The organism is Mesorhizobium sp. M0037, from assembly GCF_040323635.1.
Lineage (GTDB): Bacteria > Pseudomonadota > Alphaproteobacteria > Rhizobiales > Rhizobiaceae > Mesorhizobium.
Map to the genome: position 1 here is coordinate 285,444 of NZ_JAMYVB010000004.1, position 23,016 is coordinate 308,459.

Annotated in this window: 20 protein-coding genes; 11 read left to right on the forward strand and 9 right to left on the reverse strand. The window is 63.8% G+C overall.

Annotated elements, in window-relative coordinates; genetic code table 11:
• Window positions 1-112 precede the first annotated feature (112 nt).
• The 3 genes from mutS (at window position 113) to NKJ78_RS09865 (ending at window position 4,000) form a co-directional block, all read left to right on the forward strand.
• Window positions 113-2,842, forward strand: a complete 2,730-nt coding sequence (gene mutS / locus NKJ78_RS09855) for a DNA mismatch repair protein MutS (protein ID WP_352459260.1) — start codon at window positions 113-115, stop codon at window positions 2,840-2,842.
• A 72-nt stretch (window positions 2,843-2,914) separates the two neighbouring features.
• Window positions 2,915-3,379, forward strand: a complete 465-nt coding sequence (locus NKJ78_RS09860; protein ID WP_023715575.1) for a nuclear transport factor 2 family protein — start codon at window positions 2,915-2,917, stop codon at window positions 3,377-3,379.
• 66 nt (window positions 3,380-3,445) lie between these two features.
• Window positions 3,446-4,000: a TetR/AcrR family transcriptional regulator gene (locus NKJ78_RS09865; protein WP_023834363.1), complete on the forward strand. Its 555-nt coding sequence runs from the start codon at window positions 3,446-3,448 to the stop codon at window positions 3,998-4,000.
• 4 nt (window positions 4,001-4,004) lie between these two features.
• Here NKJ78_RS09865 and NKJ78_RS09870 read toward each other — a convergent pair whose 3' ends face one another.
• The 4 genes from NKJ78_RS09870 to NKJ78_RS09885 form a co-directional block, all read right to left on the reverse strand.
• Complete coding sequence (locus NKJ78_RS09870) at window positions 4,005-4,763, reverse strand: MBL fold metallo-hydrolase (RefSeq protein WP_352459261.1); 759 nt, start codon at window positions 4,761-4,763, stop codon at window positions 4,005-4,007.
• A 52-nt stretch (window positions 4,764-4,815) separates the two neighbouring features.
• A complete protein-coding gene (locus NKJ78_RS09875; RefSeq protein WP_023715573.1) occupies window positions 4,816-5,661 on the reverse strand; it encodes an aldo/keto reductase in 846 nt (281 codons plus the stop codon).
• Between the two features lie 93 nt (window positions 5,662-5,754).
• Window positions 5,755-6,138, reverse strand: a complete 384-nt coding sequence (gene copM / locus NKJ78_RS09880; protein ID WP_023685134.1) for a CopM family metallochaperone — start codon at window positions 6,136-6,138, stop codon at window positions 5,755-5,757.
• A gap of 43 nt (window positions 6,139-6,181) precedes the next feature.
• Complete coding sequence (locus NKJ78_RS09885) at window positions 6,182-8,695, reverse strand: heavy metal translocating P-type ATPase (protein ID WP_352459262.1); 2,514 nt, start codon at window positions 8,693-8,695, stop codon at window positions 6,182-6,184.
• Window positions 8,696-8,871: 176 nt separating this feature from the next.
• On the opposite strand from NKJ78_RS09885, the gene NKJ78_RS09890 reads away from it, so the two are divergent.
• The 6 genes from NKJ78_RS09890 to NKJ78_RS09915 all read left to right on the forward strand — a co-directional run bounded on the left by NKJ78_RS09890 (window position 8,872) and on the right by NKJ78_RS09915 (window position 16,812).
• Window positions 8,872-9,714: a glycosyltransferase family 25 protein gene (locus NKJ78_RS09890; protein ID WP_023690024.1), complete on the forward strand. Its 843-nt coding sequence runs from the start codon at window positions 8,872-8,874 to the stop codon at window positions 9,712-9,714.
• Between the two features lie 33 nt (window positions 9,715-9,747).
• Window positions 9,748-12,543 carry a [protein-PII] uridylyltransferase gene (locus tag NKJ78_RS09895; protein WP_023738120.1) on the forward strand — a complete coding sequence of 932 codons (2,796 nt, stop codon included), beginning with the start codon at window positions 9,748-9,750 and terminating at the stop codon, window positions 12,541-12,543.
• A 58-nt stretch (window positions 12,544-12,601) separates the two neighbouring features.
• Complete coding sequence (gene murJ, locus NKJ78_RS09900; RefSeq protein ID WP_352459263.1) at window positions 12,602-14,209, forward strand: murein biosynthesis integral membrane protein MurJ; 1,608 nt, start codon at window positions 12,602-12,604, stop codon at window positions 14,207-14,209.
• A gap of 172 nt (window positions 14,210-14,381) precedes the next feature.
• Window positions 14,382-15,449, forward strand: coding sequence for a tryptophan--tRNA ligase (trpS, locus tag NKJ78_RS09905; protein WP_023738118.1), 1,068 nt, complete (start codon window positions 14,382-14,384; stop codon window positions 15,447-15,449).
• A 100-nt stretch (window positions 15,450-15,549) separates the two neighbouring features.
• Window positions 15,550-16,041, forward strand: a complete 492-nt coding sequence (locus NKJ78_RS09910; RefSeq protein ID WP_023672856.1) for a universal stress protein — start codon at window positions 15,550-15,552, stop codon at window positions 16,039-16,041.
• A gap of 201 nt (window positions 16,042-16,242) precedes the next feature.
• A complete protein-coding gene (locus NKJ78_RS09915; protein WP_023685140.1) occupies window positions 16,243-16,812 on the forward strand; it encodes a NifU family protein in 570 nt (189 codons plus the stop codon).
• Window positions 16,813-16,994: 182 nt separating this feature from the next.
• Here NKJ78_RS09915 and NKJ78_RS09920 read toward each other — a convergent pair whose 3' ends face one another.
• The gene (locus NKJ78_RS09920) at window positions 16,995-17,612 is read right to left on the reverse strand and encodes a L,D-transpeptidase (RefSeq protein ID WP_023692663.1); all 618 of its coding nucleotides are present in this window, start codon (window positions 17,610-17,612) and stop codon (window positions 16,995-16,997) included.
• A gap of 238 nt (window positions 17,613-17,850) precedes the next feature.
• Between NKJ78_RS09920 and cueR the strand changes: the two genes are divergently transcribed.
• Entirely contained in the window at window positions 17,851-18,270 is a 420-nt protein-coding gene (gene cueR, locus NKJ78_RS09925) for a Cu(I)-responsive transcriptional regulator (RefSeq protein ID WP_023703112.1), read from the forward strand.
• A 260-nt stretch (window positions 18,271-18,530) separates the two neighbouring features.
• On the opposite strand, the gene NKJ78_RS09930 is transcribed toward cueR, so the two are convergent.
• On the reverse strand, window positions 18,531-18,878 hold the full coding sequence (locus tag NKJ78_RS09930; protein WP_023738117.1) for a hypothetical protein: 348 nt from the start codon (window positions 18,876-18,878) through the stop codon (window positions 18,531-18,533).
• Window positions 18,879-18,937: 59 nt separating this feature from the next.
• Between NKJ78_RS09930 and NKJ78_RS09935 the strand changes: the two genes are divergently transcribed.
• Window positions 18,938-19,438: an MmcB family DNA repair protein gene (locus NKJ78_RS09935; RefSeq protein WP_023692665.1), complete on the forward strand. Its 501-nt coding sequence runs from the start codon at window positions 18,938-18,940 to the stop codon at window positions 19,436-19,438.
• Window positions 19,439-19,491: 53 nt separating this feature from the next.
• Here NKJ78_RS09935 and nhaA read toward each other — a convergent pair whose 3' ends face one another.
• From nhaA to NKJ78_RS09950, 3 genes are all read right to left on the reverse strand, one after another.
• Window positions 19,492-20,679 carry a Na+/H+ antiporter NhaA gene (gene nhaA, locus NKJ78_RS09940; protein ID WP_023732524.1) on the reverse strand — a complete coding sequence of 396 codons (1,188 nt, stop codon included), beginning with the start codon at window positions 20,677-20,679 and terminating at the stop codon, window positions 19,492-19,494.
• Between the two features lie 361 nt (window positions 20,680-21,040).
• Complete coding sequence (locus NKJ78_RS09945) at window positions 21,041-21,604, reverse strand: ActR/PrrA/RegA family redox response regulator transcription factor (protein WP_023672848.1); 564 nt, start codon at window positions 21,602-21,604, stop codon at window positions 21,041-21,043.
• Window positions 21,605-21,690: 86 nt separating this feature from the next.
• Window positions 21,691-23,016 (reverse strand): ActS/PrrB/RegB family redox-sensitive histidine kinase, encoded by a 1,326-nt coding sequence (locus NKJ78_RS09950; protein ID WP_023738116.1) that lies wholly within the window; start codon window positions 23,014-23,016, stop codon window positions 21,691-21,693.

Here is a 23,016-nt window from a genome sequence, read left to right on the forward strand (position 1 = left end):
CAACGGCTTCACCCGGCGTAGAGGGAGCACAAGCCGCCGTCGAGGCCGGTCGTCCCCTGCTTTTCGGGCCGCCGGCATTAAACCCCGCACCCACATCTGCTAGCGTGCGGGCATGAACATGCACACTTCAGCAGAAACCGACGCCCCCGGGGTGACACCGCCTGCGCCCGTCGGCAGCGTCACGCCGATGATGGAGCAATATATCGAGATCAAGGCGGCGAACCCGGATTCTCTGCTGTTCTACCGCATGGGCGATTTTTACGAGCTGTTCTTCGACGACGCCGAAAAGGCGAGCAAGGCGCTGGGCATCGTCCTGACCAAGCGCGGCAAGCACCAGGGTAACGACATTCCGATGTGCGGCGTGCCGGTGCATGCGGCCGACGACTATCTGCAAAAGCTGATCGGCCAAGGTTTTCGCGTTGCCGTCTGCGAGCAGATCGAGGACCCGGCGGAAGCCAGGAAGCGCGGCGGCAAATCGGTCGTACGCCGTGACGTGGTGCGCCTGGTGACGCCCGGCACCATCACCGAGGACAAATTGCTGGCGCCGTCGGAATCGAGTTTCCTGATGGCGCTGGGACGGGTGAAGGGCGGCAGCAGCGGTGACGCCTTCGCCCTGGCCTGGATCGAGATCTCGACCGGCGTCTTCCGCGTCGCCGAAACCACGGCCGACCGCCTGCTGGCCGATGTCTTCCGCGTCGACCCGCGCGAGCTGATCGTCGCCGAGCCGGTGTTTTACGATCCCGAGCTGAAGCCGGTGTTCGACTTCATCGGCCGCGTCGCCAGCCCGCAGCCGCCGTCGCTTTTCGATTCGGCTTCGGCAGCGGGGCGGATCGCGCGCTTCTTCGAAGTGGCGACGCCGGACAGTTTCGGCGCCTTCTCGCGCGCCGAATTGTCGGCGATCTCGGGCGCCATCGCCTATGTCGAAAAGACGCAGAAGGCCGAGCGGCCGCCTTTGTCGCGTCCCGAACGCGAGGAGCAGGGCTCGACGCTGTTCATCGATCCTGCGACACGCGGCAATCTGGAACTGTTGCGCACGCTGTCGGGCAGCCGCGACGGCTCGCTGTTCAAGGCTATAGACCGCACGGTCACCGGCGGCGGCGCCAGGCTGCTCGCCGACCGGCTGATGGCGCCGCTGACCGATCCGGCGGCGATTGCCGCCCGGCTTGATTCGGTATCGTTCTTCCGCGCCGAGACGCGGCTCTGCCAGGCGGTGCGGTCAAGCCTGAAGAGCGTCGCCGACATGCCGCGAGCGCTGTCGCGGTTGGCGCTCAACCGCGGCGGCCCGCGCGACCTCGGCGCGCTGCGTGCCGGCTTTGAAGCGGCGGGCGCCATTGCCGAAATCTTCGCCGCAACAGCGCTGCCCCATGAATTGACGGAAGCACTTGCCGCGATCAAGGCGCTGCCGCGTGCGCTGGCCGAGCATCTGACCCAGGCTCTTGGCGAGGAACTGCCGTTGCTCAGGCGCGACGGCGGCTTCGTGCGCGGCGGCTACCATGCCGAGCTCGACGAAATGCGGGCGCTGCGCGACGAATCGCGCAAGGTGATCGCCGGACTGGAGCGCTCGCTGATCGAGGAGACCGGCATCCGCTCGCTGAAAATCCGCCACAACAATGTGCTGGGCTATTACATCGAGGTGACGGCCAACCACCATTCAATCATGACCGGAAGCGACGGCGCCAAGGCGCGCTTCATCCACCGCCAGACCATGGCCAACGCCATGCGTTTCACCACGACCGAACTTGCCGAACTCGAGACCAAAATCGCCAATGCCGCCGACCGGGCGCTGAGCATCGAGCTTGCCGCTTTCGACACGCTGACGACAGAGGCGGTCGCCGAGGCGCAAAAAATTCGCGCCGGCGCCGATGCGCTTGCCGTACTTGACGTGTCGGCGGCGCTCGCGCTGTTGTCGGAGAGTGAAGCCTGGTGCCGGCCGCTGGTCGATTCCAGCCTTGCCTTCGACATTTCGGGCGGGCGCCATCCTGTGGTGGAACAGGCGCTGCGGCGTTCGGGCGAAGGGCCGTTCGTCGCCAATGATTGCGATCTGTCGCCGCAAGACGGGGCCAAGGCCGGCGCGATCTGGCTGCTCACCGGTCCGAATATGGGCGGTAAGTCGACTTTCCTGCGGCAAAACGCACTGATCGCCATCCTCGCCCAAACCGGTTCCTTCGTGCCGGCGACATCGGCCCATATCGGCGTCGTCGACCGGTTGTTCTCGCGCGTCGGCGCCTCGGACGATCTGGCGCGTGGCCGCTCCACCTTCATGGTCGAGATGGTCGAGACGGCGGCGATCCTCAACCAGGCCGGTGAGCGGGCGCTGGTGATCCTCGACGAAATCGGCCGCGGCACCGCCACTTTCGATGGCCTGTCGATCGCCTGGGCGGCGGTCGAGTACCTGCACGAGAAGAACCGCTGCCGGGCGATCTTTGCCACCCATTTCCACGAGATGACGGCGCTGTCCGGCAAACTGCCGCGCCTTTCCAACGTCACCATGCGGGTCAAGGAATGGGAAGGCGACGTCGTCTTCCTGCACGAGGTCGGCAAGGGTGCCGCCGATCGCTCCTATGGCGTTCAGGTCGCTCGCCTTGCCGGTCTGCCGGAAGCGGTGGTCGGCCGCGCCAAAGAGGTGCTGCATCAGCTCGAGGAAGGCGATGTCTCCGGCAAGGCCAACCGGCTGGTCGACGATCTGCCGCTGTTTTCGGTGGCAATGAAGCGGGAAGCGGCAAAGCCTGCGAAGAGCGACGCATTGGGCGCAGCGCTGGGTGAGATCAATCCAGACGAGATGACGCCGCGCGAGGCGCTGGAAGCGCTCTACCGGCTGAAGGGGCTGGCGGGGAAAACCTAGTCCGATTCAGCCTTGACCAATTGTACCGTTTGGTACAATGCTCGCCATCGCCTTTGCCGATGGGAGAGTGACATGAGCCGTCCGCCGCTGCCGCCCTTCACCGCCGAGACCGCCGCGCAGAAGGCGCGCATGGCCGAAGACGCCTGGAACAGCCGCGATCCCGAACGGGTTTCGCTCGCCTATACGCAAGACAGCACCTGGCGCAACCGCGCCGAGTTCGTCTCGGGCAGAAATGAGATCGTCTCCTTCCTCACGCGCAAATGGGCGCGCGAGCTGGACTACCGGCTGATCAAGGAGGTCTGGACCTGGAACGACAACCGCATCGCGGTGCGCTTTGCCTATGAATGGCGCGACGACAGTGGCCACTGGTTCCGCTCCTACGGCAATGAGAATTGGGAATTTGACGCGGATGGACTGATGCGTAGGCGCGTCGCCAGCATCAACGACCTGCCGATCGCTGAGGGTGAGCGCAAATATCACTGGCCGCTCGGCCGCCGGCCGGACGACCATCCCGGCCTGACCGAACTCGGACTTTAGAGTGTGATCCCTAGAACTGTGTCGCGGTTTTCGGCAAAGATCATGCTCAAGCGGAAAAACTAGCGCATGCGCAGGATCGCGCCCGATCGCGCCGATTTGCTCTCCATCATCGGCGAGGTTTTCCGCGAACACGGCTATGAAGGGGCGAGCCTGGCGCGGATCGGTGCGGCGACCGGCCTAGGCAAAGGCAGCCTTTATCACTTCTTCCCCGGCGGCAAGGAAGAGATGGCGGCGGCTGTCATTGCCCATATAGATGGCTGGTTCGAGGAGAATGTCTTCGTGCCGTTGCAGGACAGGGCCTACCCTCGCACGGGCATCGATCGGATGTTCGAAGCGGCCGACAGCTATTTCCGCTCGGGACGCCGGGTGTGCCTGATCGGCGCCTTCGCGCTGGACGAATCCCGCGACCTCTTCGCCATTGCGATCAAAAGCTATTTCGGCCGCTGGGTGGCGCATCTTGCCGAAGCGCTGACCCGAAGCGGGCACAGCGCTGACAGGGCGGACGAACTCGCCGAAGAAGCGGTCGGCGCCATCCAGGGCGCGCTCACGCTGGCACGCGCCTTCGACGACACCGCAGTGTTTTCGCGCGCGTTGCGACGGGCGCGGGCGGCGCTCGGCTAGAGTGCTACAAGGGCTCGAAGCGGAAAGCCGTCTCGGTTCGAAAAACCCGGCCGACGCCGGGCGAATCAAGATGCGCGCCGGCGACGTAGCAGTCGTTGTTGGCCGCAAGCGCCAGCATTTGCAACCGGCTTGCCCTCGCCTGCTGCTGGTCTGCGTCGAATTCCCACGTGATCTCGGGTCGATCGAATTGAAGCGACGGCACATGTACGATGTCGCCCCAGATCAACAGTGTTTCGCCTGCGCTCACAACGCGAAAGCAAGTGTGGCCGGCTTCATGGCCAGCGGAGCCGATCGTATCGATGTCAGCGCTGACGCGCTGTCCAGCATCGAGAGGCTGGGCGCGATCGTGGAAGCGTTCCAGCCTCGCCACGTCGCGAAACATGCCGAGCTCAGCGCGCGGGACAAGCAGGCGAGAGAGCTGCGGGAAGCCGTCGCCACCATCGGCAAGGATGAGCCCGTGTATATGGTCGAGATGGGTGTGGGTGAAAGCAACAGTCCGAATCCGGTCGGTGGCGATCTTCGCCTCGCGCAGCGCCTCGGGCAGGTGCCCCATTGTCGGGTGCCAGGCGTTCGAAGCCCCTGTGTCGATCAGCGTGATGTCGTCGCCGTCATCGATGGCGAAGGCGTTGACCGACAGCCTGAGCGCACCGTCGACGAGCGGTACATGCGAGGGCAGGTTGTCACCGAATGTCCGGTCTCCGGGCTGGCGCAGCCGCTTGATTGGCATGTCGACGTAACCGTCGCGCAGCGACGTGACCGTCATGGCTCCGACTCTATACGCCGTATGATGATACCCGGTCGAAACCCGTTCCAATCTAGATCATCTCCAGGCCGCGTTTGCGCGTCGGCGGTGGAAAGGCGCGGTCGAGTTCGGCGAGGTCTTCGGCCGTCAGCCTGATATCGTGCGCGGCGACATTCTGGCGGACGTGCTCCTGGCTGCTGGCCTTCGGGATGGCGATGACACCGGGCTGCGCCATCACCCAGGCAAGCGCGATCTGTGCTGCCGTGGCGTTGTGGCGGGCGGCGATGGTTTCCAGCCTGGAATTGCGCGCCAGCGCGCCCTGCTCGACCGGCGAATAGGCCATCAGCGGGACGCCGCGCTGCCGGCTCCATGGCGCGAGATCGAATTCGGGGCCGCGCCGCGACAGATTGTAGAGCACCTGGTTGGTCTGGACATGATCGCCAGACGACAGGCCGGTCAACTCCTCCATCTCGTCGGTGTCGAAATTGCTGACACCCCAGTGGCGTATCTTGCCGGCCTCCTTCAGCGCCTCGAACGCCTCGACGGTTTCAGATAGAGGCACACTGCCCGGCCAGTGCAGGAGATAGAGATCGATGCGGTCGGTGCGCAGGCGCTTCAAGCTGTTTTCGCAGGCCCGCGCCACGCCGGCGCGCGAGGCATTGGACGGCAATACCTTGGAGACAAGAAAGAGTTCGTCGCGGCGCCCGGCAATGGCTTCCGCCACCACCTCCTCGGCGCCGCCGCTGGCATACATTTCGGCGGTGTCGATCAACGTCATGCCGAGGTCCAGCCCGAGCTTCAGGGCATTGACCTCCCCGGCGCGGCGGCGGGAATCTTCGCCCATCTTCCATGTGCCCTGTCCCAGCACCTGGACGGCCTCGCCCGAAGGCAGCGTGGTGGCTCTTATCGTCGATGGCATGTAGGCTCCTGGCGCCGTGTAATCGATGTGAATGGCATCACAACCACGGAGAGAAATCCAGAATCGATCTCTCCGGCATGGCCGGTTGCTGCCTTACTTCGCCGGATGGGCGGCGAGCCAAGCCTGCATCTTGGCGATCTCGGCTTCCTGCGCGGCGATGACATCTTCGGCCAGCTTGCGGATTTCGGGATCCTTGCCATTGGCGAGTTCCACCTTGGCCATGTCGATCGCGCCCCGATGATGCGGGATCATGCCGCGCACGAAATCGACATCGGCATTGCCGGAATATTCGATCATCATGTCGGTGTGCATCTTGTCCATCGCCGCCTTGTAGCCGTCGGTCGAAGGACCTTGCGCCCCCATCGCGCCCATGTCGTGTTTCATCTCTTCGGATTGCGCCGGGACGCTTTCGAGGAAAACGGCAAGCAGCATTCCCGCCGCCATCATCAAAAGCACGATTTTCTTAGCCAAGGTCATCCATGATCTCCTGTTGATTGAAATTCGTATCTGGGGGCTTTGCTCAGAGTTTCAACGTCCGCAGCCGCAATGCGTTGGCGATGACCGAAACCGAAGACAGGCTCATGGCCGCCGCCGCCAGCATCGGCGACAAAAGCGTGCCGGTGAGCGGATAGAGCACGCCGGCAGCAACCGGCACGCCAAGCACATTGTAGAGGAAGGCGAAAAACAGATTCTGGCGGATGTTGCGGATAGTCCCCTGGGCGAGCGTTCGCGCCCTGACGATGCCGTTGAGATCGCCCTTGACCAGCGTAATGCCGGCGCTCTCGACAGCGACATCGGCGCCGGTGCCCATGGCGATGCCGACATCGGCGCTGGCCAAGGCCGGCGCATCGTTGACGCCGTCGCCGGCCATGGCGACGCCCGCACCTTTCGCACGCAACTCCTCGACAAGGGCGGCCTTTTGTTCCGGCAGCAGGCCGGCGCGCACCTCGTCAATGCCAAGGCTTTTGGCGATGGCACGCGCCGTGCGTTCATTGTCGCCGGTCGCCATGATGATCCGCAACCCTCTGTCGTGCAGCGCCCTGATCGCCTCGGCTGTCGTTGCCTTGACCGGATCGGCGACCGCGACAATGCCGGCCAGTCTTTTGTCCACCGCAACGAACATCGCCGTCTTGCCTTCTGCCTGCAGCGCCTCGGCCCTGGCCGACAGGGAAGCGGTGTCGATGCCTACATCGGCCATCATGGCGGCGTTGCCGAGCGAAACCTTCCTGCCAGACACCGTGCCGGATACGCCCTTGCCGGTGACCGCGTCGAAGCCGCCGGCCTCAACGAGCGTCAGGCCGCGTTCGCCGGCGCCGCCGACAATGGCCTCGGCCAGCGGATGCTCCGAGCCTTTTTCCAGGCCGGCGGCGAGCGCCAGCAATTCATTCTCAGACAGGCCTTCGGCAGCGACGACATCGGTCAAGCGAGGCTTGCCTTCGGTCAATGTGCCGGTCTTGTCGACGATCAACGTGTCGACCGAAGCGAAGCGCTCGAGCGCGCCCGCCTCCTTGATCAGCACGCCCGCGTGCGCCCCGCGCCCGGTGGCGGTCATGATCGACATCGGCGTCGCCAGGCCGAGCGCGCAGGGGCAGGCGATGATCAGCACCGACACCGCCGAGACGATGGCAAAGATCAAGCTGGGTTCGGGACCGAAGATCGCCCAGGCGGCAAAGGCCGCGAGCGCGACCAGCACGACGGCCGGCACGAAGTAGAAGGAGACGCGATCGGCTAAACCTTGAATCGGCGCGCGCGAACGCTGCGCCTTTGCGACCAGCTCGACGATGCGCGAAAGCGTCGTTTCGGAGCCGACCTTTTCGGCGCGCATGATCAGCGAACCGTTCTTGTTGAGCGTGCCGCCGGTCAAGGCATCGCCTTTCGTTTTTTCGACCGGCAGCGGCTCGCCCGAGATCATCGATTCGTCGATGGAGGAACGGCCTTCCGTTACAATGCCGTCGACCGGCACGGCGTCGCCCGGACGGAGGCGCAGGTGGTCGCCGGTCTTGACCGCATCGAGCGGCACGTCGGTCTCGGAGCCGTCCTCCCCGATCAGCCGTGCCGTCTTCGGCGCCAGGTCGAGCAGCGCACGGATGGCCGAGCCGGTCTTCTCGCGCGCCCGCAATTCGAGGACCTGACCGAGGAATACCAGCGCGACGATAACGGCGGCTGCCTCGAAATAGACCGGCACTGTGCCGCCATGGCCACGGAACTGATGCGGAAAGATGTCCGGAAACAGTGCGGCGACGACGCTGTAGAGGTAGGCCGCACCCACACCCAGCGAAATCAGCGTCCACATGTTGGGGCTGCGGTTGACCAGCGACTCCCAGCCGCGGTGGAAGAAGGGGAAGGCCGCCCACAGCACCACCGGGCTGGCCAGCGCCAATTCCAGCCAGACCATCGTTCGCCCGTCGACAAACGCCTGGAACGTCAGGCCGAGCATCGGCGCCATGGCAACGATCAGCAGCGGGAGGGACAGCACCGCGCTGACCCAGAACCGTCTGGTGAAGTCTACCAGTTCGGGGTTCGGGCCCTCATCGCCAGTGGGAACGCCTATCGGCTCAAGCGCCATGCCGCAGATCGGGCAGGAGCCGGGCTTGTCTCTTATCACTTCGGGATGCATCGGGCAGGTGTATTGCGTGCCTTTCCGCACTGGCGACGGCGTCGGCCTGTCACCGAGATAGTTTTGCGGCTCGGCCTCGAACTTCGCCCGGCAGCCGGCCGAGCAGAAATAGAAACCCTGGCCTTCGTGGCGGAAAAAATGCCTGGCGGTAGCGCGGTCGACACTCATGCCACAGACGGGGTCGGTGGCGGTCAGGTATTTTTCGGGCCCGGCGACGAATTTCGTACGGCAACCCTCGCTGCAGAAGTGAAAGAGACGGCCGCCATGCTCGGCCGTCGGCTTACCGGCTGCCGGATCGACGCTCATGCCGCAGACCGGATCGCGCACCACTGCTTCGGCGGCCGGCTCAGCAGCCTTTGCCGTACAGCAGTTGCCATCGGCCGCGTGCGCGTGGTGGTGATGCTCGGAATGCGCCATCGAAAAGTGCCTTATATCTGTCTGGGTGAGGAGGTAGTGCTTCCAGTAACTGGAAGGTCAAGGGGCGATTTCCACTTTTCGATCGTGGCCGTCATCGCGCACATCGAGGGAAAATCGCTTACGCAACTTTGTTCCCATGCTATGGACGCGCGTCCCACTGCATCGATCCCACCCAAATGAAATGCCTGATTATCAATCTCGATCGGTCCCGCGATCGCCTCGCCCATGTAACGGCGGAGTTCGCGCGCATCGGCATCGCCTTCGAGCGGGTCGCCGCCATCGATGCGCGAGATCGGCCGGATCTGGCCGAAATGCCGCAGGGCAAGAAGCATTTGCGCCTGGCCGACGCCGAGATTGCCTGCCTGCTCAGCCACCAACAGTGTTGGTCGACGATCGCTGCAGGTGAGGATGCTTACGCGGCGATTTTCGAGGACGATGTCGTTTTCCCGGACAAAGCCGGCGCTTTGCTTGCCGATGCGGGCTGGATTCCCGCCGATGCGGACATCGTCAAGTTGGAAACGTTCTTCAACCGGACCGTAATTTCACGCAAGCAAGTTGCCTGCGGCCACGGTTTTTCTGCGAGCAGACTGCACGGGCTCCATATCGGTACGGCGGGATACATCCTGTCCAGACAGGCCGCGCGGGACCTTCTTGCGGCAACGAATGAGATCAGCATTCCCGTCGATCACCTCATCTTCAATCCGCGTTTTGCTACCTCGTCCGACAAGGTCATTTACCAACTCGTCCCAGCATTGTGCCTGCAGGCACAATTCCTCGGCGACAGTCCGGTGAGATTGCCAAGCCTGCTCAAGCAGGAGCGAACAGAGGAATGGGTGGCAAGCGGGATAGGTAAACGGCGCCCCAGGCCAATCACCGCCAAGGTAAGGATCGAGACCAGGCGGTTGACGCGGCAGATCGCCGATCTCTTCCGGCTCCGGCGCGAGATGATCATCCCTTTCTGGTATCGCGGCCGACGCGTCCGTCCGCCCCATACACAGCGCCGTGAAAACGCGCTATAGACGCCGCGCAAAGGCGAGGCCCACCGGCAATCCATGGCAAAAATCTCCCTCAAGCTCGACGCGCTGATCGACAGCGAGGCTTTGCGCCGCGACATGACGGCGCTGATCTCGGCGGCCAGCGGCGCCGAGCCCGGCGCGCGCGTCGGTGCGCTCCGGCTGCTGAAGGATCGGCTGACCGAGGGCCGCAAGGTTGCCGAGCGCATGCTGATGGACGATGGCAGCGGCACGGCATGCGCCGCCCGGCTGTCGCATCTGATGGACGAGATCATCCGCGCCCTCTACGAGTTCGCCGCGACCCACGTCTACCGGGTGAAAAGCCCCTCGACCGCAGAGCGCATGGCGGTCGTTGCCGTCGGCGGCTATGGCCGCGGCACGCTGGCGCCGGGCTCCGACATCGACCTGTTGTTCCTGCTGCCCTACAAGCAGACGCCGTGGGGCGAACAGATCGTCGAATATATGCTCTATATGCTGTGGGACCTCGGGTTGAAGGTTGGCCACGCCACCCGCAACATCGACGAGTGTCTCAGGCTGTCGCGCAGCGATATCACCATCCGCACCACGATCCTGGAAGCGCGGTTCCTGTGGGGCGAACAGAAGCTCTTCGACGAATTGCTCGCTCGCTTCGACCATGAAGTGGTGCGCACCACCGGACCGGAATATGTGCAGGCCAAGCTCGCCGAACGCGACGATCGCCATGCCAAGGCCGGCGAAAGCCGCTATCTGGTCGAGCCCAACGTCAAGGACGGCAAGGGCGGCCTGCGCGATTTGCAGACGCTGTTCTGGATCGCCAAATACTTCTATCGCGTGCGCACCGGCGAGGAATTGGTCGAGAAAGGTGTCTTCACCGAGGCCGAGTACCGCGAATTCCAGAAGGCCGAAGACTTCCTGTGGGCGGTGCGCTGCCACATGCATTTCCTCACCGGCAAGCCAGAGGAACGGCTGCATTTCGATATCCAGCGCGAGATCGCCGAACGGCTGGGCTACACCACCCATCCCGGTCTGTCGGCGGTCGAGCGCTTCATGAAGCATTACTTCCTCGTCGCCAAGGATGTCGGCGACCTCACCCGCATCTTCTGCGCCGCGCTCGAGGAAGAGCAGGCCAAGCATGTGCCCGGCTTCAACCGCATCTTCCTCACCTTCCAGCGCCGCAAGCGCAAGCTGGCAGGCACGTCGGACTTCATTGTCGACAATCACCGCATCAACGTCGCCGACGACAGCGTGTTCGAGCGCGACCCGGTCAATCTGCTCAGGCTGTTCTGGTTCGCCGACAAGCACGGGCTGGAGTTCCATCCCGATGCGCTGAAGCTGCTCACCCGCTCGCTCGGTCTGGTCAACAAGTCGCTGCGGCGCGACGAGGAGGCCAACCGGCTGTTCCTCGACATCCTGACCTCGGACCGCAATGCCGAGCTTAATTTGCGGCGCATGAACGAGGCCGGCCTGCTCGGCAGGCTGATCCCCGATTTCGGCAGAATAGTCGCCATGATGCAGTTCTCGATGTACCACCACTATACGGTGGACGAGCACCTGATCCGCTGCATCGGCGTCTTGGCCGAGATCGAGCGCGGCGACGGCGAAAAGGTGCATCCGCTGTCGCACACGCTGATGCCGGGGCTAGAGAAGAGCCGCGAGGCACTCTATGTCGCGGTGCTGCTGCACGACATCGCCAAGGGCCGGCCGGAGGATCACTCAGAGGCCGGCGCCCGGATCGCACGCCGCATCTGCCCGCATATGGGGCTGTCGGCCGCCGACACCGAGACCGTCGCCTGGCTGGTCGAGAACCATCTGGTGATGTCGATGACGGCGCAGACGCGCGACCTCAACGACCGCAAGACGATCGAGGATTTCGCCTCGATCGTGCAATCGGTCGAGCGGCTGAAAATGCTGTTGATCCTGACTGTCTGCGACATCAGGGGTGTCGGGCCGGGCGTGTGGAACGGCTGGAAGGGCCAGCTCCTGCGCACGCTATACTACGAGACCGAACTGCTTTTGACCGGCGGCTTCTCGGAAGTGTCGCGCGCCAAGCGGACGGCGGCGGCGCGCGAGCGGCTGGCCGAGGCGCTGGCCGATTGGCCGGACAAGGCCCGCAAGCGCTATGTCGGCCTGCACTACGGGAACTATCTGCTGACGGTCGACCTCCCCGATCAGCTGCGCCATGCAGAATTCATCCGCGAAGCCGACGCGGCAGGCAAGAAGCTCGCCACCGTGGTCAGGACCCACCAATTCGAGGCGGTGACCGAGATCACCGTGCTGGCGCAGGATCATCCGCGCCTGCTTTCGGTCATTGCCGGCGCCTGCGCGGGAGCCGGCGGCAACATCGTCGACGCGCAGATCTTCACCACGTCCGACGGCCGCGCGCTGGACATCATCCTGATCTCACGGGAATTCGACCGCGATGAGGATGAGCGCCGTCGCGCCGAGCGCGTCGGCCGGCTGATCGAGGACGTGCTGTCGGGCAAGAGCTGGCTGCCGGAGATGATCGAGAAGCGCACCCGGCCGCGGCGCGGCGCCAAGGTGTTCAAGATTCCGCCGCGCGCCGAAATCCGCAACACGCTGTCGAACCGGTTTTCGGTGATCGAGGTCGAGGGACTGGACCGGCCTGGGCTGTTGTCGGAAATCACCAGTGCGTTGTCCGATCTCTCGCTCGACATCGCCTCGGCTCACATCACCACCTTCGGCGAGAAGGTGATCGACACTTTCTATGTCACCGACCTTACGGGGCAGAAGATCGACAACCCGGCACGCACCGCCACCATCCACGCCAGGCTGATCGCGGCGCTTGAAGGCGTTGTCCCAGAGCGCGGCGGCAAGGCCAAGGCGGCGGCCGAGTGACCATCACTTTGTCCCAATCACCCCCTTTGTCCCAATCATCCAGGCAATCTCCCCGCGCATGAGCCTCGTCAAGAAATTCGCCACGGTTGCGTCCGGCACGCTGATGAGCCGCGCCCTTGGCTTTGGCCGCGAAATGCTGATGGCGGCCGCACTCGGCACCGGGCCGGTGGCGGACGCCTTCAACGCCGCCTTTCAGTTTCCCAACACGTTTCGCCGGCTGTTTGCCGAAGGCGCCTTCAACGCCGCTTTCGTGCCGCTGTTTGCCAAGGAGATCGAGACTCACGGCACCGACGGCGCCAAGCGCTTTTCGGAGGAAGTGTTCGGCGTCCTGTTCACCGCACTTCTGGCGCTGACCATCGTCATGGAATTGGCGATGCCGCTGATCGTGCGCTATCTCGTGGCGCCGGGCTTTGCCGACACGCCGGGCAAATTCGAGACGACCGTCCTGCTGGCGACGATCATGTTCCCGTATCTCATCTGCATGTCGCTCGCAGCCATGATGGCCGGCATGCTGAATTCGCTGCGCCGCTATTTCGCGGCTGCCGTGGCGCCCGCATTCCTCAACATCATCCTGATTAGCGTGCTCGGCTACGCCTGGTACCACGGCATGGATGCCCGTGAGGTTGGTTTCAGCCTGTCCTGGGGCGTGCTGGCGGCGGGGCTGGTACAGCTCGCCATTGTCTGGGTGGCTGTGCGCAATGCCGGCATCGCCATCGGTTTTCGCCGGCCGAAGATGACGCCCAACGTCAAGCGCCTGCTGATCCTGGCGCTGCCGGCGGCGATCACCGGCGGCATCACCCAGATCAACCAGCTGATCGGCACGGCGATCGCGTCGGCGCAGGACAGCGCCGTGTCGTCGCTTGCTTACGCCGACCGCATCTACCAGCTGCCGCTCGGCGTCGTCGGCGTCGCGGTGGCCATCGTGCTGTTGCCGGAGCTGTCGCGGGCGCTGAAATCGGGCAATCTGGTCGAGGCAGCCAATCTGCAGAACCGCTCGGTCGAGTTCACCCTGTTCATGACCTTGCCGGCGGCGGCGGCCCTTTGGGTAATGGCGGAGCCGATCGTGCGGCTGGTCTATGAGCGCGGCGCCTTCGCCGCCAACGGCTCGACGCCGACCGTGGCCGCGATCCTGGCGATTTTCGGCCTCGGCCTGCCGGCCTTCGTGCTGATCAAGGCCTTCACTCCCGGCTATTTCGCCCGCGAGGACACGCGCACGCCGATGATGTTCGCCGCCATCTCGGTCGGCGTGAACGTGATCACCGCGCTGACGCTGTTCCCGAAAATGGGCGCGCCCGGCATTGCGGTGGCCTCGGCCGTCGCCGGCTGGGTCAACGCGGTGATGCTGCTTGCGGTGCTGATCCGACGTGGCCATTGGGGCCGCGACGTGCCATTGCTGAAGCGCATTCCGCGCCTGGTGCTGTCGGCTGCGGTGATGGCGATGGCGCTCTATTTCGCCGAGCACTGGCTGGCCGTCAGGCTCGGCCCCGGCTCGCCACTGGTGATCAAGGCAACGACGCTGCTGGCGCTGGTAGCCGGCGGCGCTCTGCTCTACTTCATCACGGCCTTTGCCACCGGCGGCGCCGATTTCGGCATGATCCGGCGCAATGTGAAACGCGGCTCGGGCAAGGCAGCGGCGCCAGCGCCAAACGCCGATCTGGACGAATAGTCCGGGCGAGCTAACAGCAACACCGGTCTTGATCCTCTCCGCCCCTTCGTCCATAAGCGCGCCGTCGCAAGACTTTCGCCGCGCGTGGTTTCCAGCCGCGTGATTGGCTCCGAAAAGTCTGCAACTTTTCGGAATCACGCTTATACGGCCCTCCACAAGCCATGAGGACATCATGACCGCCTTCAAACAGCTCGTCTTTTCCGGGGTACAGCCGACCGGCAATCTGCATCTCGGCAACTATCTCGGCGCCATAAAGAAATTCGTTGCGCTTCAGGACACGTCAGACTGCATCTATTGCGTCGTCGACCTGCATTCGCTGACGGCACAACTCGTCCATGATGACCTCGCAGACCAGACCCGCTCGATCACCGCCGCCTTCCTCGCCTCGGGCATCGACCCGAAGAAGCACATCGTCTTCAACCAGTCGCGGGTGATGCAGCATGCCGAGCTTGCCTGGATCTTCAATTGCGTGGCGCGCATCGGCTGGATGAACAAGATGACGCAGTTCAAGGACAAGGCCGGCAAGGACCGCGAGAACGCCTCGCTGGGCCTGCTTGCCTATCCCTCGCTGATGGCCGCCGACATCCTGCTCTACCGCGCCACCCATGTGCCGGTGGGCGAGGACCAAAAGCAGCATCTGGAGCTGACCCGCGACATCGCGCAAAAGTTCAATAATGATTTTTCGAGCCGCATCGCCAGTCTTGGCGTCGGCGTCGAGATGCAGGTTGGCGAAGAGACGGTAAACGGGTTCTTCCCGATAACCGAACCGGTGATCGGCGGGCCGGCGGCGCGCATCATGAGCCTGCGCGACGGTTCGAAGAAAATGTCGAAGTCGGACCCGTCCGACCTGTCGCGCATCAATTTGACCGACGATGCCGACACCATCTCGAAGAAGATCCGCAAGGCCAAGACCGACCCGGAAGCGTTGCCAAGCGAAGCCGACGGACTGGAAAGCCGCCCGGAAGCGGAAAACCTGGTCGGCATCTATGCCGGGCTGGCCGAGATGTCGAAGGCGGACGTGCTGAAGGAATTCGGCGGCCAGCAGTTTTCCGTGTTCAAGCCGGCGCTCGCCGACCTTGCCGTGGAAAAACTGGCGCCGATCGCCGGCGAGATGCGCCGTATCGAGGGAGACCGCGCCTATGTCGACGCGGTGCTGAGAGACGGCGGCGAACGCGCCGGCGCGCTGGCTGGGACCACCATGAAGACGGTACGCGACATTATCGGCCTGTTGCAGGGCTGATCCTACCGTCAGTGCACCGCACCATTCTGGCCCAAGGCCGGCGGCTTGCCGCCGGTCTGTCGCGGTGGCAGATTGCGGCCGAAACATCGAGTAGATAGACATGGTCTCCAAACGCCTCAGTCGCGAAGCCGGCCATCGCAGGAAATTCCTGACGATCATCGACGACACGCCCGAGTGCGAGCGCGCCGTCGCCTACGCCTCCAAGCGGGCGCAGAGCACCAGCGGCACGCTGGTGCTGCTCTACATCATCACACCGGACGACTTTCAGCACTGGCTGGGCGTCGAGAAGATCATGCGCGAGGAAGCCAACGCCACGGCGCGCGCGGCACTCGACGGCTACGCCAACAAGGTGCGCCAGAAGCTCGGCATCGAGCCCGAGATGGTGGTGCGCGAAGGCAAGCCGACCGAAGAGATCCACAAGCTGATCGAGGAAGACCAGGACATCGCCATCCTGGTGCTGGCGGCAGGTGCCGGCAAGGAAGGACCCGGGCCGCTGGTCGGGGCTGTTGCCGGCAAGGGCGCCGCCTTCCCTATTCCCGTCACGGTGGTGCCGCAGAACCTTTCCGACGAGGAGATCGACAGCCTCGCGTAGAGAGTGATGCGGGAAAGTGTGAAGCGGTTCGGATAACATCACGATCCTGGATTTATAGCCCGCGCGGGATTCCTTCCCAGCCAGCAAAAACATTCCGCCAGCCAGCCATTTTGAGCGATGCGTTTCGCTTGAATGTACAGCCGATTGAGCCTATTTAGAACTATTCCAAACTAGCTGCCCGACTGGGGCACGGAGACGGCCATGTTCATCCAGACCGAATCGACGCCGAACCCGGCAACGCTGAAGTTCCTGCCCGGCAAGGAAGTGCTTGTCGAAGGCACCGCCGATTTCCGCGACGCCGACAGTGCAGCCAGCGCCTCGCCGCTGGCCGGCCGCCTGTTCGAGATCCCCGGCGTGACCGGCGTCTTCTTCGGCTATGACTTCATCACCGTGACCAAGGACGGCCCGGACTGGCAGCACCTGAAGCCGGCGATCCTGGGCGCCATCATGGAGCATTTCATGTCGGGCGCGCCCGTCATGGTCAACGCCGGCCCCGCCGCCGAGACCAGCCAGACCGGCGAATTCTACGACAAGGCCGATGAGCAACTGGTCATCACCATCAAGGAATTGCTCGACACCAGGGTGCGCCCGGCGGTTGCCCAGGATGGCGGCGACATCACCTTCCGCGGCTTCGAGAACGGCACCGTGTTCCTGCACATGAAGGGCGCCTGCGCCGGCTGCCCGTCCTCGACGGCGACGCTGAAGCACGGCATCCAGAACCTGCTCCGCCACTTCGTGCCGGAAGTACAGCAGGTCGAGCAGGTCTCCTAAGACCCCTTCACGCATTCGAGCGAGCAACAAAAAACCGGGCCAGATTGCCCGGTTTTCTGTTTTGGACGTCCGTTGTTGCCTAGACGGTCCGCGTACGAAGGGTAACGCCTACTTTGACCATGATCTTCCCGAAAACCGGTTCCACTTTTCGCTTTCGTGGACCTCGGTTCCGGATCATGGTCCTACATCACGATGACCTTGGCGCCGACCGACGTGCGGTCGTAGAGGTCGATGATGTCCTGGTTCATCAGCCGGATGCAGCCTGACGACATCGCCTTGCCGATCGAATTCCATTCCGGACTGCCGTGCAGGCGGTAGCCCATATCACCGCCCTTGTTGAACAGATACATGGCGCGCGCGCCGAGCGGGTTCTTCAGGCCCGGCTCCATGCCGCTCGCGAACTTCGCTAGCTCCGGCTGGCGCTGGATCATCTGCCGCGGCGGCGTCCAGGTAGGCCATTCGCGCTTCAGCGCGATATGGGCGGTGCCGTGCCATTCAAAGCCTTCGCGGCCGACGCCGATCCCGTAGCGGATCGCCCGGCCGTCGCCTTCGACGAAGTAGAGAAACTTGTTCTGAGTATCGACGACAATGGTGCCCGGCTTTTCCGAGGTGTCGTAGTTTACCTCTTGCCGGTGGTACTTCAGCGGCACCCTCTCGATCGGGATGCGCGGCAGTTGGTAGCCTGCATCGTTCACCGAACCGTAGTTGTTGGTGAACAGCTGCGAGCCGATCGTGCTGCAACCCGAGATCGCGGCCGACAACGCAAGTGCGGCGACGATTGCAAATGACTTCATGCGCATGAAATGGTCCGATGCCCCGCCAAGATGTCGCGACACGTTACGGCCGCTTTTCCTGAAATCATTCATGCTGGCATTTGCTTTGCTTGCCAAGCGCGCGATGCCTATATGCAGGAGCTTACGTGCCGGTAAGCCGTCAACTATGGCATTTCGGCAACAGGACTCACGGGATTGTGAAGGAAAAACAATGGTCGGTCCTGTCGGATAGCCTAGAATCAGGGAACCACATCGAGGAATCACAATGAATGTAGGCGACGCCGCGGCGCGGTCCGGCCTGCCGGCCAAGACCATCCGCTACTATGAAGAGATCGGCCTGATCGCCCCGGCGCGCGCCGGCAATGGCTATCGCGATTATTCCAGCGACGACATTCATCGGCTGGCCTTCCTGCGCCGCGCTCGCAACCTCGGCTTTTCAATCGACGATTGCCGCCAGTTGATGGCGCTCTACCGCGATCGCAGCCGCGCCAGCCACGATGTGCGCGAGATTGCCGCCGCCCATGTGAGCGCCATCGAGGAAAAGGTGCGCGAGCTGCAATCGATGCGCACGACCTTGCAGACGCTGATCCAGGCCTGCCATGGCGACGACCGGCCGGATTGCCCGATTTTGGATGACATTGCGGGGGCTGCGCTGCTCGAGAACAGGCCGGCTTCGGCCATATAGGTAGTATCTCGACTGACTAAAATACGGGAACGTCCAAGGGACAAGAACGGAACCAAAGCGGTTACATCAGACCTTTGCGCTCACGACGCAAGACTTTAGTCCGGCCGCCTTATAGCTAAGAACGGAAGTCGATCGGCACGACATAGGGCCGCTGCGGATCAATACCAGACTGCGCCGATACAGATATGGTGCGATCGCGGAAGGCGCTCGGATCAAGTCGTAGCCTCAGTTCTGTCAACCGTATAATTGCCGCCATTCCCCTACGGCTGGGTAGCGCTCGTGAGCAGTGGGTCATCTAGCTCTGCCTTTGTCTTCAGGACGGCATCAACGAGGGAACCGAACTCCTCGACGCTGAATGTGTAACTATCCTGGACCGCTCCCATATGGCTGAGGCGGAAGCGTACGAATTTCCGGTTTTCGGCTGAGATGCGCTTCACCAGAAACATGAATGAATAGGGACCCGCGATCGCTGAGTACCGGCGCAACTCTTCGGTCGCGGGGAAAAGCCGGTTGATGAATCCCAAAAACCCCATGGTGTCTCCCCTCGTGCCAAGGACCGTGCTTCTTATCATTGCGAGAGAAAATTCGCCTATGGGTTTGTCAACCATACGATCGCCATGGTCACACAGGGTTCAAACCGTGAACAAAATCTGGCATGGTGGGTGCCATGCCGATCATTTCGCCGATTCCCCTCAATCCCCTCATCGACGGCCGCCAGTCCGAACGCGCCATGCTGGTGCGGCGCGGCGTGCAGAGGCTGTTGATGCAAATGGGCATGCATGTGCTGCCCGAACTGTCGCTGGCCACCGGGCGGCGCGCCGACCTTGTGGCGCTGACCCGGCAGGGCGATATCTGGATCATCGAGGTCAAATCCTCGATCGAGGATTTCCGCGTCGACCGCAAATGGCCTGACTACCGGCTGCACTCCGACCGCTTCTTCTTCGCCACCCATCCGGGCGTGCCATCGGAGATCTTCCCCGAGGAATGCGGCTTCATCCTCTCCGACGGCTACGGCGCCGAGATTCTGCGCGATGCGCCCGAGCACCGGATGGCGGCGGCAACGCGCAAGGCGCTGATGCTGCGCATCGCACGGGCGGGTGCGGCGCGGCTGCTGGCGGCGGAACTGGCGGGTGTGGCGGTGCCGGCGCTGGCGGGAGAGAGCGAGTAGACGAAGCTCAAGTTCCTCGCCCCGCTTTGCGGGGGCGAGGAACCCAAGAACACCTACTCCACCACCTCCTCCACCCCTGCCGCCGGCGCCATCAGGAGCACGGCGGCACCCAGCAGCGCTGCAACGAAGGACCCCGCCAGGATGCCGACCTTGACGGCGTCCTGCAGCGCCATGTCGTTGGCGAAGGCGAGCAGGCCGATGAACAGGCTCATGGTGAAGCCGATGCCGCAGAGCAGCGAAATGCCGATCATGTGCAGCCAGCCGGCATTGACCGGCAGGTCGGCGAAGCCGAGCCGGATCGCCAGCGCCGAGGAGCCGAAGACGCCGGCCAGCTTGCCCAGCACCAGGCCGGCGGCAACGCCGAGCGTCAGCGGCTCGACCAGGGCAGAGGCGCTGAGGCCGGCCAGCGACACGCCGGCATTGGCAAAGCCGAAGATCGGGATGACGAAGAACGGCACGATCTTGTGCAGGCCGTGCTCCAACCGGTGCAGCGGCGAATGGTCGAGATCGTGCCCGCTGCCGGGAGAAGTTTTCAGCGGAATGGTGAGCGCCAGCGCCACGCCGGCCAGCGTCGCATGCACACCCGATTTCAGCACGAGCACCCACAGCACGGCGCCGAGCACGAGGTAAGGCGTCAGCCTCGTCACCCGCATGCGGTTGAGCACGATGAGTACCGCGATGACGGCGAAGGCCGCACCGAGATAGGCCAGCGACAGGCCGCTTGTGTAGAAGATGGCGATGATGATGACGGCGCCGAGATCGTCGATGATGGCGAGCGCGGTGAGAAAGATCTTGAGCGACGCCGGCACGCGGTTGCCGAGCAGCGACAGTACGCCGAGCGCAAAGGCGATGTCGGTGGCGGTCGGGATCGCCCAGCCGGAGAGCGCGGCGGCGTTGTTGCGGTTGATGGCGACATAGACGAGTGCGGGAACCAGCATGCCGCCGGCGGCGGCGACGCCCGGCAGCACGCGGCGCGGCCAGGTCGAGAGCTGACCGTCGAGCATCTCGCGCTTGATCTCGAGGCCGACCAGCAGGAAGAACACCGCCATCAGCCCATCATTGATCCAGTGCGACACGCTGAGCGGGCCGAGATAGGCGTGGAGAGCGGCGAAATAGGTTTCGGCCAATGGTGAATTGGCGACGATCAGCGCAAGGGCTGCCGCAACCATCAGGATGATGCCGCCCGCCGCCTCGCCGTCGAGGAATTCGCGAAGGATGGATTTCGGCTGCTTGTCGCGCATCTGTGCTCCGTTGCCGGGTTTTCCGGCGGCGTTATTGCCGATGATGGGCAAAGGTCGATGGCACGGCAAGCGCAACTGTTTCCAGCGTTGGCGCCGCCCCTCATTGTCCTGCCGGACGCTCGTCATTCGAAAAGCCAAGCAGTTGGCTTTTCGTCCGCTTCGCGGACCATTCCTCAACTCCCCACATAGCGACGGGGAGAAAGAGGCAGCTTCAGCCTCGCCGTCGTCTCCTGCAACGCCGGCGATTGGCGAAACCGGCGATGAGAGCGCCCCTCTCCCCGTCTCTATACGGGGAGAGGATGCCGGCAGGCAGGTGAGGGGCAGCGCTGAGGTTCGGCAATTGGCGGCCGGCGCCGGAACCTCAGCGTGGTGCGCGCTTGGCGAGTATGCGCTGCAGCGTGCGGCGATGCATGTTGAGCCGGCGCGCGGTTTCCGACACGTTGCGGTCGCACATTTCGTAGACGCGCTGGATGTGTTCCCAGCGCACGCGGTCGGCCGACATCGGATTTTCCGGGGGGGCGGCGCGCTCGCCGGCGGTGCGGGTGAGCGCTGCAAACACGTCGTCGGCGTCAGCCGGCTTCGACAGATAGTCGATGGCGCCGAGCTTCACCGCGGTCACCGCGGTGGCGATGTTGCCGTAGCCGGTGAGGATGACGGTGCGGGCATCGTCGCGCTTCTCGCGGATGGCGGCGACGACGTCGAGGCCGTTGCCGTCGCCAAGCCGCATGTCGACCACCGCATAGGCCGGCGGGTGGGCGCGCGCCTTGGCCACCGCCTCCTCGACGCTCTCGGCCGTCTCGACCACGAAACCCCTGGTTTCCATGGCGCGGGCCAGCCGCGTCAGGAACGGCTTGTCGTCGTCAACGATGAGCAGCGAGGTGTCCTCGCCTTCAACCATTGCGCCAATTGCTTCTTCGCCAGTCATTATCTTAAAAAATCCTGCTGCCTTAATTTTACGCAGATATAGTTCCTGAACGCCATTGTCCAATTTTGCCGCCTCCGCCAAGGCTTTTACGCGGTGTCGAACATCGAGATCCCCACCGATTCCGGGTTGAGGAAGACGGTGCGGGGCCACGATATCTGCACGATGGCGCCTTCGCCCAGTCCGCTCGAATTGCGGAAATCGAGCGTGGCGCCGGAGCGTTCGAGCAAGGTCTTGGCTATGAACAGCCCGAGACCCAGGCCACCGCCGGCCTCGTTGCCCTGGCGCGTCGACATATAGGGCTCGCCGATGCGGTCGATGATTTCGGGCGGAAAGCCCGGCCCGTCATCGATGATCGAGAAGGTGACGTCGAGTTCGTCCCAGCTCCATCGCACCGTCACACTGTTGCGGGCGAAGTCGACGGCGTTCTCGACCAGATTGCCGAGGCCGTAGATGACGCCGGGGTTGCGTCGTCCCACCGGTTCGGGGCCGACGCGCTCGCCCGGCCGAAGCTTGATCGAGATGCCGAAATCGCGGTGCGGCGCCGTCACCTCCTCGACCAGCGAGGTCAGCGGCAGACGCGACAGATGCGCCTCACCCTCGGAGGACAGGCTGGTCAGCCGCTTCAGGATCTCGCGGCAGCGCTCGCTCTGCGACCGCAACAGCTTCACATCCTCACCATATTTCGGATCGTTACCCAGCGCCTTCTCCATTTCCTTGGAGACAAGGGCGATGGTGGCGAGCGGCGTGCCGAGTTCGTGCGCGGCGGCGGCGGCGAGGCCATCGAGCGCCGACAGATGCTGCTCGCGCTGCAACACCAGTTCGGTGGCGGCAAGCGCATTGGCGAGCAGGCGGGCTTCCTCGGCGACGCGGAAGGCATAGATGGCGGTGAAGGCGATCGAGGAAAACACCGCCATCCATATGCCGGCGACATAGATGAACGGCATGGGCAGCGGCGCGCCCTCATACCATGGCAGCGGCTGGTGGAAGAAGACCAGCAACGTGGCCGCCGCCATGACCAGCGCGCCGAGCACCGCAGTCAGCCGCAGCGGCAGCGACGCCGCCGAGATGACGACGGGCACGGTCATCAGCACCGAGAACGGGTTGGTGAGGCCGCCAGTCAAATAGAGCAGGCCGGCAAGCTGCAGGCTGTCGAAGGTCAGGATGAAAAAGGCTGAGAACGGGGTCAGCCGGTGCGCTGCCGGATAGCGGAAGGTCAGCACCAGGTTAAGCCAGGCCGAGCAGGCGACCAGCGCGAAGCAGAGGCTGACCGGCAGCGGGAATTTGAGCCCATAGGCGACGACCAGCACCGCCAGGCTCTGGCCGACGATGGCCAGCCAGCGCAGCCGGATCAGCGTGTTGAGGCGCAGCCGCTGGCTTTGCTGGAAGTCTGGCGCGTGCACGATGTTGATCAT

Bases quoted from the DNA above. Each gene is read 5' to 3' on its own strand.
- trpS (WP_023738118.1), top strand. From the start codon at position 14,382: ATGACCGCCTTCAAACAGCTCGTCTTTTCCGGGGTACAGCCGACCGGC.
- NKJ78_RS09860 (WP_023715575.1), top strand. From the start codon at position 2,915: ATGAGCCGTCCGCCGCTGCCGCCCTTCACCGCCGAGACCGCCGCGCAG.
- NKJ78_RS09865 (WP_023834363.1), top strand. From the start codon at position 3,446: ATGCGCAGGATCGCGCCCGATCGCGCCGATTTGCTCTCCATCATCGGC.
- NKJ78_RS09950 (WP_023738116.1), bottom strand. From the start codon at position 23,016: ATGATCAACATCGTGCACGCGCCAGACTTCCAGCAAAGCCAGCGGCTG.
- NKJ78_RS09935 (WP_023692665.1), top strand. From the start codon at position 18,938: ATGCCGATCATTTCGCCGATTCCCCTCAATCCCCTCATCGACGGCCGC.
- NKJ78_RS09910 (WP_023672856.1), top strand. From the start codon at position 15,550: ATGGTCTCCAAACGCCTCAGTCGCGAAGCCGGCCATCGCAGGAAATTC.
- cueR (WP_023703112.1), top strand. From the start codon at position 17,851: ATGAATGTAGGCGACGCCGCGGCGCGGTCCGGCCTGCCGGCCAAGACC.
- NKJ78_RS09870 (WP_352459261.1), bottom strand. From the start codon at position 4,763: ATGACGGTCACGTCGCTGCGCGACGGTTACGTCGACATGCCAATCAAG.
- NKJ78_RS09895 (WP_023738120.1), top strand. From the start codon at position 9,748: ATGGCAAAAATCTCCCTCAAGCTCGACGCGCTGATCGACAGCGAGGCT.
- NKJ78_RS09915 (WP_023685140.1), top strand. From the start codon at position 16,243: ATGTTCATCCAGACCGAATCGACGCCGAACCCGGCAACGCTGAAGTTC.
- murJ (WP_352459263.1), top strand. From the start codon at position 12,602: ATGAGCCTCGTCAAGAAATTCGCCACGGTTGCGTCCGGCACGCTGATG.
- NKJ78_RS09875 (WP_023715573.1), bottom strand. From the start codon at position 5,661: ATGCCATCGACGATAAGAGCCACCACGCTGCCTTCGGGCGAGGCCGTC.
- mutS (WP_352459260.1), top strand. From the start codon at position 113: ATGAACATGCACACTTCAGCAGAAACCGACGCCCCCGGGGTGACACCG.
- NKJ78_RS09945 (WP_023672848.1), bottom strand. From the start codon at position 21,604: ATGACTGGCGAAGAAGCAATTGGCGCAATGGTTGAAGGCGAGGACACC.
- NKJ78_RS09890 (WP_023690024.1), top strand. From the start codon at position 8,872: ATGAAATGCCTGATTATCAATCTCGATCGGTCCCGCGATCGCCTCGCC.
- NKJ78_RS09885 (WP_352459262.1), bottom strand. From the start codon at position 8,695: ATGGCGCATTCCGAGCATCACCACCACGCGCACGCGGCCGATGGCAAC.
- nhaA (WP_023732524.1), bottom strand. From the start codon at position 20,679: ATGCGCGACAAGCAGCCGAAATCCATCCTTCGCGAATTCCTCGACGGC.
- NKJ78_RS09920 (WP_023692663.1), bottom strand. From the start codon at position 17,612: ATGCGCATGAAGTCATTTGCAATCGTCGCCGCACTTGCGTTGTCGGCC.
- NKJ78_RS09930 (WP_023738117.1), bottom strand. From the start codon at position 18,878: ATGGTTGACAAACCCATAGGCGAATTTTCTCTCGCAATGATAAGAAGC.
- copM (WP_023685134.1), bottom strand. From the start codon at position 6,138: ATGACCTTGGCTAAGAAAATCGTGCTTTTGATGATGGCGGCGGGAATG.